The following is a 14,291-nucleotide window of genomic DNA, read 5'->3' on the forward strand; positions in this document are numbered from 1 at the left end:
ACCGTCGGCAACCATGAACCAGCCGGGCGCGGGCTACTCCGGCTACTTCGACGCGGCCGCCGGCCTGCCGCCGCATCCGGTCGCGGCCGAGGCGATGCAGGCGGCCTGGCAGGACGGCTGGGCGGATCCGTCCCGGCTGACCGGCGCCGGGCGCCGCAGTGCGGTGCTGCTGGATGCCGCCCGGCAGGCCGCGGCGACCGAGCTGGGGGTACGCCCGGACGAGCTCAGCTTCCTGCCGTCCGGCGTGCACGCGCTGCAGCAGGCGGTGCTGGGCAGCCTGGCGGGCCGGCGGCGGGCCGGCACCGTGCTGCTGCATTCGGCGGTGGAGCACTCGGCGGTGTTCGGAGCCGCGGACTGGCACCGGCAGCACGGCGGCGAGGTGCTGGTGGCCGGCGTCGACCCGGCCGGCCGGGTGGACCTCGACGAGTTCGTGGAACTGGCCCGCCGGCCGGGGGTCGCCACGGCGGTGTTGCAGGCCGCCAACCACGAGGTCGGCACCCGGCAGCCGGTGGCCGAGGCGGCGCGGCAGTTGGCCGGAATAGGCGTGCCGCTGGTGGTCGACGCCGGCCACGAGCTGGTCTACGGCCAGGCCCCGGCCGGCGTGCCGATCTTCACCGCCGACGCCCGGCTGTGGGGCGGCCCGGCCGGGGTGGGGCTGCTGGTCACCCGGCAGGGCAGCCGGTGGCGGCCGCCCTTTCCGGTGGACGAGGCCGAGTCCGGACGGGCCACCGGAACACCGAACGTGCCGGCGATCGTGGCCGCGGTGGCCAGCCTGCGCGCGACCCGGGCCGACCGGGCGGCCGAGGGCCGGCGGCTGGCCGGCTTGATCGAGCAGATCCGGCAGCAGGTGCCGCGCACCGTCGCCGACACGGTGGTGCTGGGGCCGGACGACCCGGCCGGCCGGCTACCGCACCTGGTCACCTTCTCCTGCCTCTACCTCGACGGCGAAGCGCTGCTCACCGAGTTCGACCGGCGCGGCTTCGCGGTGTCGTCCGGGTCATCGTGCACCGCCGACACCCTGACCCCGTCCCATGTGCTGGTCGCGATGGGGGCGCTGACGTCGGGCAACGTCCGCATCTCGCTGCACCCAGGCGTCGGGCAGACCGACGTCGAGCGGTTCCTGGCGGTGCTGCCCGAGGCGGTGGCCATCGTCCGCGCGCAGGCACCCGGCTCGTCACCGGGCGTACTCCCGGGCGTACTTCCGGGCGATCTTGCGGCCGGTGCCGTCGGATCGTTGGGCGCCGGGCAGGCCGACGCGCCGAGTGGCACTCTGCCGCGCGGCCAACGATCAGCCCCGGACGGGCTGGCCGGCAGCGTCCTGGACAGCCGGGGCCGGCGCTGCCCGCTGCCGGTGCTCGACCTGGCCCGGGCGCTGCCGGGCGTCGACATCGGCTCCGAGCTGACGGTGCTGGCCGATGACCCGGCAGCCGCCAGCGACCTGGCCGCCTGGTGCCGGATGCGTGGCCAGCAGCTTGTCGACCAGACCGTGCTGGACTCCGGTGGGACCGCCTACCGGGTGCGGCGCCTGCGCTGATCCTGCCGCTCATGGAAGGATCAAGGCATGAGCGAGCATCGCAGCGAGGTACGAGCGAGGAGCGGAGCGAATGGACGCGATGAGCGCTCGCGCGAAGAGCCGATGAAGGCATGAGTGAGCATCGCAGCGAGGTACGAGCGAGGAGCGGAGCGAATGGACGCGATGAGCGCTCGCGCGAAGAGCCGGTGAAGGCATGAGCATGCAGATCACCGACATGCGCAGCAGCGAAACCAGCATCGAGGGGTTGCTCATCTTCACCCTGAAGCAGGTCAGCGACGAGCGCGGCACGGTCCGTGAGTTCTTCCGGGCCTCGGCGCACGCCGGTGCGCTCGGCGGTGAGTTACCGGAAGGCGGCTGGCGCCAGGTCAATGTCACCGAGTCCGGCTACGGAGCGATCCGCGGGCTGCACGGCGAGGCCACCACCAAGCTGGTCGGCTGCGTCTCGGGGGCGGCGTTCGGGGCCTACCTCGACGCCCGGCCGGGCTCGGCCAGCTTCGGCAAGCTGGTGACCGTCGACCTCTCCCCCGGCACCCAGGTGCTGGTCCCGGCCGGGGTGTGCAACGGCTTCCAGTCGGTCAGCCCGGAGGGCAGCCAGTACCTGTACTGCTTCACCGAGGAGTGGCGGCCCGGCATGCCGGGCTCGGCGTACTCACCGCTGGACGAGGGTCTCGGGCTCGACTGGCCGATTCCGGTGGACGCCGGCAACCCGGCCCAGATCTCGGCCAAGGACGCGGCCGCCCCGAAGTTCAGCGAGCAGATTGTGAGCGGCTAGCGATGTGCGGGCTGATCGGCTTCCTCGCCGCGGGCGCGGGCGACCCCACCGGCACCGGCGACCTCTCTGAGACTGACCTCTCTGTAACGAGGCAGGCGATCGCGGACTCGCTCGTCCAGATGCGCCACCGCGGCCCGGACGACGGCGACACCTGGTCCGACGACGAGGTGGTGATCGGCTTCCGCCGGCTGTCGCTGATCGACTGGGAGCACAGCCACCAGCCGCTGCCCTACCTGGACGGGCGCTATCACCTGATCTTCAACGGCGAGATCTACAACTACCTGGAGCTGCGCGAGCGGCTGCGCACCGAGTTCGGCGCCGAGTTCGCCACCCAGGGCGACGGCGAGGCGATCCTCGCGGGCTATCACTACCTGGGCGAGCGGATCGTGACCGAGCTGCGCGGCATGTTCACCTTCCTGATCTGGGACAGCCAGGAACGGGTGCTGTTCGGCGCCCGGGACTGGTTCGGCATCAAGCCGCTCTACACCTACACCGACGAGCGCGGCTCGTTCTTCGCCTCGGAGAAGAAGGCGCTGCTCTCGGTCGCGCCGGCCGAGGTGGCGGCCGACGTCAACACCGAGGCGCTGCAGCACTACCTCACCCTGCAGTACGTCCCGGAGCCCGCGTCCATGCACCGGCGGATCACCCGGATCGACTCGGGCACCAGCTTCACGCTGCGCCCGGGTGGCGAGGTCGTTCTCACGCGGTACTTCACGCCGGACTTCCCGATCCGGCCGGTGAGCGAGCCCGACAAGCTCTACCGCGAGATCGCCGACGCGCTGCGCGACTCGGTGGCCAAGCACATGCGTTCGGACTTCACGGTCGGGGCGTTCCTGTCCGGCGGCATCGACTCCACCGCGATCGCGGCGCTGGCCCGCGAGCACAACCCGAAGCTGCTGACCTTCACCACCGGCTTCGAGCGGGAGGGCTTCTCCGAGATCGACGTGGCCGCCGAATCGGCCGCGGCGATCGGCGTCCAGCACATCACCAAGGTGGTCAGCGCCCAGGAGATGATGGACACCCTGCCGCTGATCGTCTGGTACCTCGACGACCCGGTGGCCGACCCGGCGCTGGTGCCGCTGTACTTCATCGCCCGCGAAGCCCGCAAGCGCGTCAAGGTGGTGCTCTCCGGCGAGGGCGCCGACGAGCTGTTCGGCGGCTACACCATCTACCGGGAGCCGATCTCGCTGCGCCGCCTCAGCGCCGCGCCGGATCCGGTCAAGCGGCTGCTCGGTTCGCTGTCGACCCGGCTGCCGGAGGGGATGCGCGGCAAGGACCTGCTGCGGCGGGCGTCGATCGGGATCGAGGAGCGTTACTACGGCAACGCCCGGATCTTCCGGCCGGACGAGATGGCCGACCTGCTCAAGACCTACTCGCCGCAGGTCAGCTACACCGACGTCACAGCGCCGTACTACGCCGCTTCCAGGCACCTGGACGACTCCACCCGGATGCAGTACATCGACCTGTTCACCTGGCTGCGCGGCGACATCCTGGTCAAGGCCGACAAGATGACGATGGCCAACTCGCTGGAGCTGCGGGTGCCGTTCCTGGACACCGAGGTGTTCCGGGTGGCCTCGGCGATCCCGGTGGACCAGAAGATCACCCGCGAGACGACCAAGTACGCGCTGCGCCGGGCGCTGGCCGAGATCGTGCCGGCGCACGTGTTGAACCGGGCCAAGCTCGGCTTTCCGGTGCCGACCCGGCCGTGGCTGCAGGCCGAGATGTACGAGTGGGCGCGGGAGATAATTGTTTCGGCCGGCACCGGGCACCTGATCGACACTGCGGAGGCTTTGAAGCTGCTGGACGCGCACCGGGACGGCCCGCACGACTACTCGCGCAAGATCTGGACGCTGCTGGTGTTCATGGTGTGGCACGGCATCTTCGTCGAGGGCCGGATCAAGCCGGAGATCCCGCAGCCGGTGTACCCGGTGGCGATCTGATGATCTTCCGCTGGTTGCGCCGCGACCGGCAGGAGAGCAAGCGGCTTTCTGGCAGCGAGGCGGCTCTCGGCCGGGCTGGTGCTGAGGGCTATCCGGGCGATTTTGTTGGCGCTGTGGTTCCTCGCTACGAGCCGCATCCGGATGGTCTGGCCGATCCGGGCGAGGTGGTGTGGGCCTGGGTGCCGTACGAGGAGGACCACAACCGGGGCAAGGACCGGCCGGTGCTGATCATCGGCCAGGATGGTGACTACCTGCTCGGGCTGATGCTGACGTCGAAGGACCACGACCGGGATGTGGCGGACGAGGCTCGGCACGGCAGGCACTGGCTGGACGTCGGCGCCGGCGACTGGGACGGCCAGCGCCGGCCCAGTGAGGTCCGTCTGGACCGAGTGCTGCGGCTGCGTCCCGACGCCGTCCGGCGCGAGGGCGCCGCCTTGAGCCGATCGGTGTTCGACCAAGTCAGCCGCGCCTTCACTAAGCTGCGCCGCAACTAAACGGTATGGCGTGACCGCTCGTGTGGGTGGTTGCGGGCCGGGCCTCGCTCACGCAGATTCGTGGGTTGCCGGGCAGGGGCCGCCTGCTCGGCCTCTCCGACATGCGTGGGACGCCCCGGTGTTGTTCGAGCGTACGAGTGTTGGTTTGGATGTGCATGCCCGCTCGGTTGCTGCTGCGGCGATCGATGGTGTGACCGGTGAGCTGGTGCAGGCGCGGCTGAGTCCGTCGCCTGATCACATCCGGTCCTGGATCGCAGGGCTACCGGGATGGTCGCGGGTGACCTATGAGGCCGGTCTGACCGGGTTCGGTTGTATCGGGCGCTGACGGCGGCCGGGGTTCGGTGCGTCGTCGCGGCGCCGTCGAGGCTGCAACGACCCTCGGGGGACCGGGTCAAGACCGACGCCAAGGACGCGCTGCATCTGGCGCGGCTGCTGCGCCTGGGCGAGGTCACCGCGATTGGGGTGCCCAGCCTGGAGCAGGAGGCCGCGCGGGATCTGGCCCGGGCCCGGGAGGGCGCCCGGGGTGATCTAATGCGGGTCTGGCACGGTTGTCGAAGCTGCTGCTGCGCCAGGGCATCGTCTACTCCGGCGGGCAGGCCTGGACCGGTGCCCACGATGCATGGCTGCGCCTGCAACGTTTCCACAACCGGGCCACCCGGCTGGCGTTCGAGTCCGACTACGACACTGTGCTGTCAGTGGCCGCCCGCCGCGACCGGCTCGACGCCGCGATCAGCGAGCTGGCCGGCGACAGCGAGTTCACCCCGGTGGTGCGCCGGCTGGCTGCCTGCGCGGGGTGTCAACACTCACCGCGTTCGGCCTCGCCGTGGAGATCGGGAACTGGGACCGGTTCACCGACAACACCATCGGATCGTTCGTCGGCCTGGTGCCCACCGAGTACTCCTCCGGGACCTCGCGTATCCAAGGCTCGATCACCAAGACCGGCAACAGCCACGCCCGCCGGCTGCTCGTCGAAGCGGCGTGGCACCACCGCGCCCGCTATCGCCCCGGCAAGACCATGCGTGACCGGTGGGAACTGGCTCCGCCCGCAGCCCGGGCCCGCGGCGACGCCGGCAACCAGCTACTCCACGCCCGCTGGATCGCCTTCAACCTGCGCCGCAACGCGCCGTGATCGCCAACGTCGCCATCGCACGCCAACTCGCCGGCTGGTGCTGGTCCCTGGCCGTCATGAACTGGGCAACCCCGAGCCGCTTCGTCGATCGCTGTGCTGGGGCAGCAGCGCGTGGAGCGACCCGCGACACAGCTATGAGCAGCTCGTCCCTTCACGGCCACGCTCGACACTAGACCTGCGGTCCGCTCCTGCCGAACAACCCCGTCCTGCGGTAACCAACCCGCGCGTATCAGCCTGACCGCGCGTCGCCACCGACACGCTCACCACCACAGCACACCGACGAAGCGCAGGCGCCCGCGGGAAACCCATACCCCCGGCGCCTCACCCTGCCACTTGACACAACGGCACTACATATCAGCTGTAACCCTAACTTTCTCCGGCCCCCGGCAATCATTCTCGAAATGGCTACGACGAGCGCGCTCATTCACATATCGATTCGGTGATTTGCGCAATGATTGCGCGAGGCGCCAGCAAGCCGGTTTGAAGGTCATGCCCTTGCCGAAGAGGCTGGCTAGGAATCGCTGAGCGCGTAAGTCGGCGAGATCCAGACCACTTATGCGGCGGCCTGGGCCAGCACCCCGGTAATCCAGTCAAGGCGTTCGGGCTCGTCAAAATATCGATGGTACGTAAAATGCTTGATCCGCCAGGACTTGTAGCCGTTGTCATCCGATCCTAGTCCGCGACAGGCGATGAGCGATCGGACGAACATCGGCATGGTCGCGGCGGCTAGGGCGTTCTCTCGGCCGAGTCCTTGCGGGCCGGCCAGCCATGCGGACATGGCTTCTACCGCCGCGTCGTCCAGCGGGTTGAGCGCCAGGCAGGGCAGGTCCGCGGCGCGCGCCGAGGGCAGGTCGTACCCAGGTTTGAGCAGCGCGAGGTTGAGCCGGATGTGCACCAGCTGCCGTTGGAATCCGCGATCCATCTTCACCGGACGGCCATCCGGCCCCAGCACTTCGCTTTCGATGACCCGGTAGGCTCGGACGAACCTGCACAGAATATTCTCCTCCCACTGGTCCCAGGAGTCGTGCCCGGCCGGCCGGCGGCCCAGTTCCACCTCCATCGCCTGTCGGAGCACGAGCAGCAGCGACGCCGCTCGGGCGGTCATGATCCCTGGGTTCTGGAGGGCACTGTGCCGGGTGAGCCGGTGCTCGTCGATGTGATCGGCGAAACCGGGATCCTGCTTGATGCGTTCGCCGATGTCGATCGCCCGCTCGCCGACGGCAACACCGGCGGACAGGTCCCTAAACATCCGCTCGATCCAGCGCTGCTCCTCGGCGCGGGTCCGCTCCGGCTTCTCGGGATCTTCAAACTGTTCCGCCCAGCGGACAATGACCCGCTCGGCGGTGCGGCAGGCCGTTCCGATCTTGGCTAGCGCCAGCTGCAGGAACACCTCGTCCAAGGCCAAGATGGACTTCTTGCGGAGGCCCTCGTCACCCTGGCTGTCGCGGTACTCCCGGTACCTAGCCTGGGCTTCCTCGTGCAAGGTCCAAGCCGCGTCGTAGCCGGGTTCGGTGTCCCGCTTGGACTCGGCAAGGGCGAGCGCGCGCAGCGCGCCCAGCGCGCGCGGAGCGAACTCGGGCCAGGGGAGCTGGCGGGCGCTGTTGGCGAGCTGGTCGACCCGGGCCAACTCGGCCTCGCTCTGCCGGCGAGTGTCCGGATCGGCCGCATCCCGGTCGAAGGACGCGTCGACCCGCTGGACGCAGTCCCAGCTCGCCTCGTAGATCAACCAGCCCATCAGCGGCAGCAATTCGTCCAGCGGTGGCGGTGGTAACTGCGTGTTGTGACGTGACAGGAATCCGCGGTACCTCTCGACCTCGGCAACGACCCGCTCGACCAGTTCGTCGTCGGTCTGCCGCTCCTTCGCACGCAGCTGCTTGCTGATCTCACCTAATTCGTCAGGACTCATACCCTGGTCAGCCAAGGATGCGGCGAGGTCGGCAGCCCGCTGTACCAGAGCTCGATCAGCGCGGTTACGTAACTGGCGGGCGCCTTCGGTGCCGAGGGATGACCGTGCCAGTAGGCGCTCTACTGCGTCTGCTTCGGCTTCGCTCATCAGATGCCCCCTGCTCTGTGAGTGTTATGAGGATGTCCGACCCAATGCCGTTGTTCCCTTTTACGCCATCGGGCTAACACACCTTCGACCGCCTTAACACTTGTTTCGTTGAGTATCTCGACGACCTCTTCCTGGGTGTAACCGTCGAGGATGAGCTTAAGGATGCTGCGCTCTCTTTCCGTCGCTCGACTTAGGGCAGCGTCAACACTTGCGCGCGCTGGCACGGTAGTACCCGGGTCGAGAAGTAGCTCAGCGGCGTCACCATCAATCAACTCATTGGCGCTCGCCCGAGCGCTGCGATTTAAGCGTTGAAGCAAGGCGGTAAGTTCATCATTCTTGATGCGTGCGCGGAGTTCTTTCTTGCGTTCGTCGCGAAACTGATAGAGAGCTGCCCCCAAGAAGTAACTCTTAAGTAGGCTCCCGGCCTCTGGACGCCAGCCACCGTCAATAAGCGCATTTTGCTTGAATTTAATTATGGCGCGCCCGACGGACATCCAGGCCAATTCTTCACGCAAATCCTTGTCGCGAGCGAAGAGTTCAAGCTCCTCCGGACTGGGTGGTGACATAGACAACCCCTTGGCTGCGCAGATCCGAAAAATGACACCGGTGTACATCCAGGCTTGGAGGACTTCAACGGCGTAGGCGATCAGCTCAGCCTCGAAGCTGTGATACAGCAGACCGGTGAACCCCTGCTCTCGCATCGCCTGCACCAGTTGCGCATCGCCTTCCAGCCGTCGCAGCCGTTCTAGCGTATCCGGCGAGACCGCCTTGTTAATCTCGAAAGCGTCAGGCACTGGCAGATCATCGGCATAGGGTGGCAAACCACTCGCGGGCGCAGGCAGGGTGGGCGTCGCCGGGGCTTCCTCACATCCCTGCTCGTCGTCTGCCTGCTCCACCTCATACCCCGCACTTCTGCCCGGATCGTATATCGCATCAGTCCCGCGTGGGGGTTTTTCACTCCCCATTGCTTAGATCCAACGACGCTTGTAGAGCTTATAAGCGGCTGGCGTAGCTAACCCCTCGGCCGTTTTCAAAAGATCTTCGTCGCGTATCTCACATCATCAGGCTTCCTAGGGCCGTGGGGTCTCAACCGGTCGCCGCATATTACGTGTCAGCCCAAGACTCGAAAGGACATGACTATGACGAGCAGCCAGCCGCCGTTGATCAGCCCTAGGTCCGCTCTCATCATCCTGCTGGCTGTCCTGGTCGCAGCAACAGCTGGAGGCCTGACCTTCCTTGCCGATCGATCAGTTCCCGCAGCGCTACTTGCTTCTGGAAGTGCCTTCGCAGCAACTCTCATCCTCGCCAACACGCTGATCAGCCCGTAGACGTAGCCGTCGGCCAGCAGGGCCCTCGTTGTCATCGCTTACCGCAATATGGATGGGGACGGAACATGCCGCACGTGCCGAGGCTCGCCGACTGGAAGCCGAGGCAGCCAGCGAGGAGCCCTACCCCGCTGGCACGACCGTCAGTCGGCCGAACCAGACCACCAGCCGGATGTTCAACCTCCGCCTCACCGACGAACAGTTCGCCGCCATCCAGGACCTCGCCGCACAGCGGCATCTACCTATGTCAACGATGGCCCGCGCCTGGCTGCTGGACCGGCTCGAGAAGGAACGCCACGCATCCTGAATCTAGAAGCGTTGGCTTCCCGCCTCCAAGACGCATCGTTCAGACGTGACCGCTGAGCTGGGCCAAGCGCACCGCGAGCGCGTCGATCATCTCGTCGGCCCTCGCCGACCCGCCCGACTTGCGGTCCTCGCCCAGGCTGCACACCGGGAGGACATCGACCGAGAGCTTCGCACCCCCGGCCAGCGCCCGCAGCTCGTCGACCTTGTCACCGAACGGTGTTCCACTCCCGGGTGAGTAGTAGTGCACGACGTCGTCCACCTCGTCGGCATACAGGTCGGTCTTAGTCACCGCGATGACGAGCCAGACCGGCTTGTCCCGGCGTACGGCCATCGACGCGATCCGGTGCGACGTGATCGCCCAGTCCTCAAGCTCGGCTGCCAGTTGCTCCTCGCGGGTCGCCGTCGCCGTGCCGGTGGTGCCCGCCGTGCGCCGTGGCGTGGCGTAGCCGTTGGCCACCACATGGATCACCCCGTCGACCGGCTCGTCGTGGAACACCTCGTCCAGGGCACCGAGCCGGGTCGCCGCGTTGTCGCCCGGCACCACCAGGAAGCGGAATCCGTGCAACCGTGCGGAGTGGCGGGTACGACGTTCCATCACCGCCGAGCCGACGGCGACGCCGTCGCCGGTGCTACGGCCCGCGAGGCGGTCGGCAAGCTGGGTCTTGCCGACCCCGGTCATTCCGGTGACGGCCACGGTCGGGAACCGCCGCCGGAACAGCCGGTGCACCCGCTCGGGAGCCGACGCCAGGCCTGACAGCACGCCGCCGGCCACGGTCGCGCCGAGGGCAGCTCGCCCCCTGCTGGGCAGGAGAGTCCGGGGTACTGCGCGGGACACGGGGCTCCTCGTCGTGCGAATCGGAGACCGACTCGCACGCCCGAGCGCATGGAGGGCCGGTCACGGCTGGCGTCATTCTACGGTGCGGGCGACGCGGACGGACCGGGGAGCACGGTTCGGGGAGGGCTCAGCGGGTGAGCAGCGGCAGCACCTCGGCGGCCGCGTCGTCGCCGTAGGACTCGGCCAGCCGCTCGGCGAACTCGTGCGGCTTGACCACGTACTCCTGGGTACCGACCGTCTCCAGCACCAGCGTGGCGAGCAGGCTGCCGACCTGAGCCGAGCGCTCCCATGACAGGCCCCAGGTCCGCCCGGCCAGGAAACCAGCCCGGAAGCCGTCGCCGACCCCGGTCGGGTCCACCTTGGCGCGCTCCTTGGCAACCGGAACGTGCACCTTGTCCAGGCCCTTGCCGACGATGTCGACACCGTTCTTGCCGTGGGTGGTGACCTGAACGCCTACCCGGGCCAGCACGTCGGCCTCGCTCCAGCCGGTCTTGGACTCCAGCAGGCTCTTCTCGTAGTCGTTGGTGAACAGCAACTCCGCGCCCTCGACCAGGCAGCGCAGGTCATCCCCGCTCATCCGGGCGATCTGCTGGGACGGGTCGGCGGCGAACCGGTAGCCGCTCTGGCGCGCCTCCACGGAGTGCCGGACCATCCCCTGCGGGTCATCGGCGCTGATCACGATCAGCTCCGCCCCGGTCCGCTCGACGGCCGGGCGCAGCTCGATGTTGCGAGCCTCGCTCATCGCACCCGCGTAGAACGAGGCGATCTGGCACATGTCCTCATCGGTGGTGCACACGAACCGGGCGGTGTGGTGGGAGTCGGAGACATGCACCGAGTCGCAGTCCACGCCGTTGCGCTCCAGCCACGCGCGGTAGTCGGCGAAGTCCCGGCCGACCGCCCCGACCAGCACCGGCCGCTCACCTAGCTGCCCCATGCCGTAGGCGATGTTGGCGGCCACGCCACCGCGCCGGACCACCAGGTCATCGACCAGGAAGCTCAGCGACACCTGGTGCAGCTGGTCGGCCAGCAACTGCTCGGCGAACCGGCCTGGAAAGTGCATCAGGTGGTCGGTGGCGATCGAGCCGGAGAGGAGAACGGGCATGGTCAGCCACCTGTCTTCAGACAGAACGGGCGCCCCGAGCATTCGCTGCTGTAGCGAGTGCGGGTGACGCCCGTCCGTAGCGGTTTGGAGGTGTGAACTAGCCGCAGAAGGAGTTGCCGCAGGCGCAACCGCCGCCGGCGTTCGGGTTGTCGATCTCGAAACCCTGCTTCTCGATGGTGTCGGTGTAGCTGATGGTGGCGCCGGTGACCAGCGGGACGCTGGTCCGGTCGACCACCAGCGGAACGGTGCCCGCGCCCTGGATGGGCTGGTCGATCGCGACGTCGCCGTCGAGGGTCCGCTCGTCGAAGAACAGCTGGTACTGCATGCCCGCGCAGCCACCCGGCTGCACGGCGATGCGCAGCCGCAGGTCGTCGCGGCCTTCGGCATCGAGAAGTTCGCGAACCTTGAGGGCCGCGGCCTCTGACAGCATGACAGGCGCGGCGACGGTCTCCGCGGGGGTGAGCGTGATTTCGGTGGCAGTCATCGGGTCCCCAAACAGTCGCTGTGAGCGCGCCGCTCACAGTATGGTCTCAGCACTACATTCTGCCCGCGACAATCAGTCAATGCCAGGCAGCCATAGTGCAGCTGGTTCATAGTACGGCGCGCGTGCGCCGGTTCTCCCATGCTACCGAACCGGCGGGCCCGGCGTGGCGTGCTAGCGATCACCCGGGCCGGACGGCTCCACCGGACGCCGCGACTCTGCCGGGGACTGCTGGTCCGCCGAGGATTGCTGGTCCGGAGTCCGCCGGCCCTGGGTCCACAGCGAGTTGGGCTCGGGCTCCGGGTCGTCGCGGTACTCCTCGTCCTGCTGGCCGGGGCGGTACCCGGGTTGCGGCGCGGTCGGACGGTCGGCGGTCGAGCGGTCGGCGGCGGTCGGCCGGTCGGTGGTCGGCCGGTCGGTGGTCGGCCGGTCGGCGGTCGGCCGGTCGGCAGCTTGCCGGTCGGTGGCCGGCAGCTGGGCGGTGGCGGTCCCCGCACCGGATACCGGCTCCCGGGACACCGGCTCGCGGGAGCCGTCGCCGTAGCCCTGTGCGGGCTCACCCTGCAGCCGGCGGCGGGAGTCCTCGATCTCGGAGTCCCGGAAGCTGGGCTCGGCGTCGTCGCGGGCCCGCTGGCGCTCCCGGGCCCGGATGAACAGGTTGTCCAGCGCGAACGGCCCGGCGCCGCCGAGCAGGAACACCGACAGGGCGGCGATCAGGGCAAGCTCGACGGAGGTGAACCAGCCGCTGGAGCCGGTGTACTCCTTGACGCCGTTCCAGTTGATGCTCAGCACGATCATGGCGGTCAGGATCATGCCGCCCAGGGCCGCGAGCCGGGTCAGCAGTCCGACCAGCAGGCCCAGCCCGATCGCGATCTCGGCAACGGCGGTGAGATGGCCGAACAGCGACGCGTGGTCGGCCAGCGGGCCCATCACGTCGCTCAGCGGGGTGTGCCCATTCTTGGCCGCCTCCACGGCGGACCTGAAGCCGTTGGGCGAGTCGGGCTCGAAGAAGCGCGGATAGCTGAACTTGGCGTAACCGGCGAAACAGAACAGGGCGGCCAGGAACAGCCGCAACGGCAGCACCGGCCACCCGTTGGCACGGATCCGGCGACGGTCGGTGAGATCGGTCCGGTCCGCCGGCTCGTCGGCTGACCGCGTTCGGGGTCTGCGCATCTCGTCCTGCTTTCGGGTTGGCGGCCGGGCCGTGGACGGCCGGTTCGCGGCCGATCAGAGCCCGGCCGGGCCAGCTGCCGCCCGTCCCGCATGTGCTGATCCTCATGCCGACGGATCGACGTTCAGCAGGCAGACTGTCAGCTGTGACCAGCATGGATGTGTATAAGGATGCATACGCAGCAACCGGGGCGCGAGGTTCAACACACGTCGCGACAGTTCCGGCTGACCGGGCAGGCTCCTCCGCCCGGGCCCTGCTGCTGCTCGGGCGGGGCAGCGACCCCGAGTCCGAGCGGGGGGTCGACTGCCCAGGCGAGTTGCCGGCGGCCTCCGATCCCGACCTGGTCGAGCGGGCCCGGGCGGCCAAGGCGGCCCTGGGCGACAAGGTGTTCATCCTCGGCCACCACTACCAGCGCGATGAGGTCATCCAGTTCGCCGACGTGACCGGCGACTCCTTCAAGCTGGCGCGCGATGCCGCGGCCCGCCCGGAAGCCGACTACATCGTCTTCTGCGGGGTGCACTTCATGGCCGAGTCGGCCGACATCCTGACCGCGCCGAACCAGCGGGTGCTGCTGCCCGACCTGGCGGCCGGTTGCTCGATGGCCGACATGGCCCGCGACTTCCAGGTGCTGGACTGCTGGGACGCACTCACCGACGCCGGCATCGCCGAGCAGACCGTGCCGGTCACTTACATGAACTCCTCGGCCGCCATCAAGGCCTTCACCGGCGAGCACGGCGGGCTGGTCTGCACCTCCTCCAACGCCGAGCGCGCGCTGCGCTGGGCGTTCGACCAGCGGGAGCCCGGCGGTGGTGGGCCCGGTTCAGGCGACTCCAGCACCAAGGTGCTGTTCCTGCCCGACCAGCACCTCGGGCGCAACACCGCGGTCCGCCAACTCGGCCTGAGCCTGGAGGACTGCGTGGTCTACAACCCGTACAAGCCGAACGGCGGGTTGACGGTGGAGCAGCTGCGGCAGGCCAGGATGATCCTGTGGCGCGGCCATTGCTCGGTGCACGGCCGGTTCACCCCGGCCCAGGTGGCACAGGTCCGCGAGCGGGTGCCCGGGGTGCGGGTGCTGGTGCATCCCGAGTGCAGCTACGAGGTGGTCAGCGCGGCCGACCTGGTCGGTTCCACCGAATACATCATCAGGAC

Annotated in this window: 13 protein-coding genes and 1 pseudogene; 8 read left to right on the forward strand and 6 right to left on the reverse strand. The window is 68.6% G+C overall.

The genetic code is table 11. From position 1 onward, the window contains the following. Window positions 1–13 precede the first annotated feature (13 nt). The 5 genes and pseudogenes from VF542_RS04345 to VF542_RS04365 all read left to right on the forward strand — a co-directional run. Window positions 14–1,534 carry a cysteine desulfurase/sulfurtransferase TusA family protein gene (locus VF542_RS04345; RefSeq protein WP_408650481.1) on the forward strand — a complete coding sequence of 507 codons (1,521 nt, stop codon included), beginning with the start codon at window positions 14–16 and terminating at the stop codon, window positions 1,532–1,534. A gap of 193 nt (window positions 1,535–1,727) precedes the next feature. After that, window positions 1,728–2,306 carry a dTDP-4-dehydrorhamnose 3,5-epimerase family protein gene (locus VF542_RS04350; protein ID WP_408650482.1) on the forward strand — a complete coding sequence of 193 codons (579 nt, stop codon included), beginning with the start codon at window positions 1,728–1,730 and terminating at the stop codon, window positions 2,304–2,306. Between the two features lie 2 nt (window positions 2,307–2,308). After that, window positions 2,309–4,246 (forward strand): asparagine synthase (glutamine-hydrolyzing), encoded by a 1,938-nt coding sequence (gene asnB / locus VF542_RS04355; protein WP_408650483.1) that lies wholly within the window; start codon window positions 2,309–2,311, stop codon window positions 4,244–4,246. Beyond that, the gene (locus VF542_RS04360) at window positions 4,246–4,740 is read left to right on the forward strand and encodes a type II toxin-antitoxin system PemK/MazF family toxin (protein ID WP_408650484.1); all 495 of its coding nucleotides are present in this window, start codon (window positions 4,246–4,248) and stop codon (window positions 4,738–4,740) included. The genes asnB and VF542_RS04360 overlap by 1 nt, the downstream gene beginning before the upstream one ends. A gap of 121 nt (window positions 4,741–4,861) precedes the next feature. Then, window positions 4,862–5,931: pseudogene (locus VF542_RS04365) on the forward strand (IS110 family transposase); the annotation flags it as partial. 491 nt (window positions 5,932–6,422) lie between these two features. Here the strand turns inward: VF542_RS04365 and VF542_RS04370 are convergent. Both VF542_RS04370 and VF542_RS04375 read right to left on the reverse strand, forming a co-directional pair. Next, the gene (locus tag VF542_RS04370) at window positions 6,423–7,922 is read right to left on the reverse strand and encodes a hypothetical protein (protein ID WP_408650485.1); all 1,500 of its coding nucleotides are present in this window, start codon (window positions 7,920–7,922) and stop codon (window positions 6,423–6,425) included. Continuing rightward, window positions 7,922–8,818 carry a hypothetical protein gene (locus VF542_RS04375; RefSeq protein WP_408650486.1) on the reverse strand — a complete coding sequence of 299 codons (897 nt, stop codon included), beginning with the start codon at window positions 8,816–8,818 and terminating at the stop codon, window positions 7,922–7,924. The genes VF542_RS04370 and VF542_RS04375 overlap by 1 nt, the downstream gene beginning before the upstream one ends. 243 nt (window positions 8,819–9,061) lie before the next feature. On the opposite strand from VF542_RS04375, the gene VF542_RS04380 reads away from it, so the two are divergent. Continuing rightward, window positions 9,062–9,250, forward strand: coding sequence for a hypothetical protein (locus VF542_RS04380; RefSeq protein WP_408650487.1), 189 nt, complete (start codon window positions 9,062–9,064; stop codon window positions 9,248–9,250). Window positions 9,251–9,302: 52 nt separating this feature from the next. Next, window positions 9,303–9,554: a CopG family transcriptional regulator gene (locus tag VF542_RS04385; protein WP_408650488.1), complete on the forward strand. Its 252-nt coding sequence runs from the start codon at window positions 9,303–9,305 to the stop codon at window positions 9,552–9,554. A gap of 39 nt (window positions 9,555–9,593) precedes the next feature. On the opposite strand, the gene VF542_RS04390 is transcribed toward VF542_RS04385, so the two are convergent. From VF542_RS04390 to VF542_RS04405, 4 genes are all read right to left on the reverse strand, one after another. Beyond that, the gene (locus VF542_RS04390) at window positions 9,594–10,388 is read right to left on the reverse strand and encodes a hypothetical protein (RefSeq protein WP_408650489.1); all 795 of its coding nucleotides are present in this window, start codon (window positions 10,386–10,388) and stop codon (window positions 9,594–9,596) included. Between the two features lie 127 nt (window positions 10,389–10,515). Next, window positions 10,516–11,490, reverse strand: coding sequence for a carbohydrate kinase family protein (locus VF542_RS04395; protein ID WP_408650490.1), 975 nt, complete (start codon window positions 11,488–11,490; stop codon window positions 10,516–10,518). Between the two features lie 97 nt (window positions 11,491–11,587). Next, window positions 11,588–11,974 carry a HesB/IscA family protein gene (locus VF542_RS04400; protein WP_408650491.1) on the reverse strand — a complete coding sequence of 129 codons (387 nt, stop codon included), beginning with the start codon at window positions 11,972–11,974 and terminating at the stop codon, window positions 11,588–11,590. Window positions 11,975–12,145: 171 nt separating this feature from the next. Then, window positions 12,146–13,144: a DoxX family membrane protein gene (locus VF542_RS04405; RefSeq protein ID WP_408650492.1), complete on the reverse strand. Its 999-nt coding sequence runs from the start codon at window positions 13,142–13,144 to the stop codon at window positions 12,146–12,148. A 143-nt stretch (window positions 13,145–13,287) separates the two neighbouring features. On the opposite strand from VF542_RS04405, the gene nadA reads away from it, so the two are divergent. Further along, window positions 13,288–14,291 (forward strand): quinolinate synthase NadA (gene nadA / locus VF542_RS04410; RefSeq protein WP_408650493.1); only part of this gene is annotated, 1,004 nt, incomplete at its 3' end.

Source organism: Jatrophihabitans sp. (assembly GCF_036389215.1).
In the GTDB taxonomy this organism is placed as follows: Bacteria; Actinomycetota; Actinomycetes; order Mycobacteriales; family Jatrophihabitantaceae; genus Jatrophihabitans_A.

What these genes read in the sequence shown, in the direction of transcription:
- asnB (WP_408650483.1), top strand. Translation starts at nt 2,309, where the DNA reads ATGTGCGGGCTGATCGGCTTCCTCGCCGCGGGCGCGGGCGACCCCACC.
- VF542_RS04385 (WP_408650488.1), top strand. Translation starts at nt 9,303, where the DNA reads ATGGGGACGGAACATGCCGCACGTGCCGAGGCTCGCCGACTGGAAGCC.
- VF542_RS04395 (WP_408650490.1), bottom strand. Translation starts at nt 11,490, where the DNA reads ATGCCCGTTCTCCTCTCCGGCTCGATCGCCACCGACCACCTGATGCAC.
- VF542_RS04360 (WP_408650484.1), top strand. Translation starts at nt 4,246, where the DNA reads ATGATCTTCCGCTGGTTGCGCCGCGACCGGCAGGAGAGCAAGCGGCTT.
- VF542_RS04345 (WP_408650481.1), top strand. Translation starts at nt 14, where the DNA reads ATGAACCAGCCGGGCGCGGGCTACTCCGGCTACTTCGACGCGGCCGCC.
- VF542_RS04370 (WP_408650485.1), bottom strand. Translation starts at nt 7,922, where the DNA reads ATGAGCGAAGCCGAAGCAGACGCAGTAGAGCGCCTACTGGCACGGTCA.
- VF542_RS04380 (WP_408650487.1), top strand. Translation starts at nt 9,062, where the DNA reads ATGACGAGCAGCCAGCCGCCGTTGATCAGCCCTAGGTCCGCTCTCATC.
- VF542_RS04405 (WP_408650492.1), bottom strand. Translation starts at nt 13,144, where the DNA reads ATGCGCAGACCCCGAACGCGGTCAGCCGACGAGCCGGCGGACCGGACC.
- VF542_RS04350 (WP_408650482.1), top strand. Translation starts at nt 1,728, where the DNA reads ATGAGCATGCAGATCACCGACATGCGCAGCAGCGAAACCAGCATCGAG.
- VF542_RS04400 (WP_408650491.1), bottom strand. Translation starts at nt 11,974, where the DNA reads ATGACTGCCACCGAAATCACGCTCACCCCCGCGGAGACCGTCGCCGCG.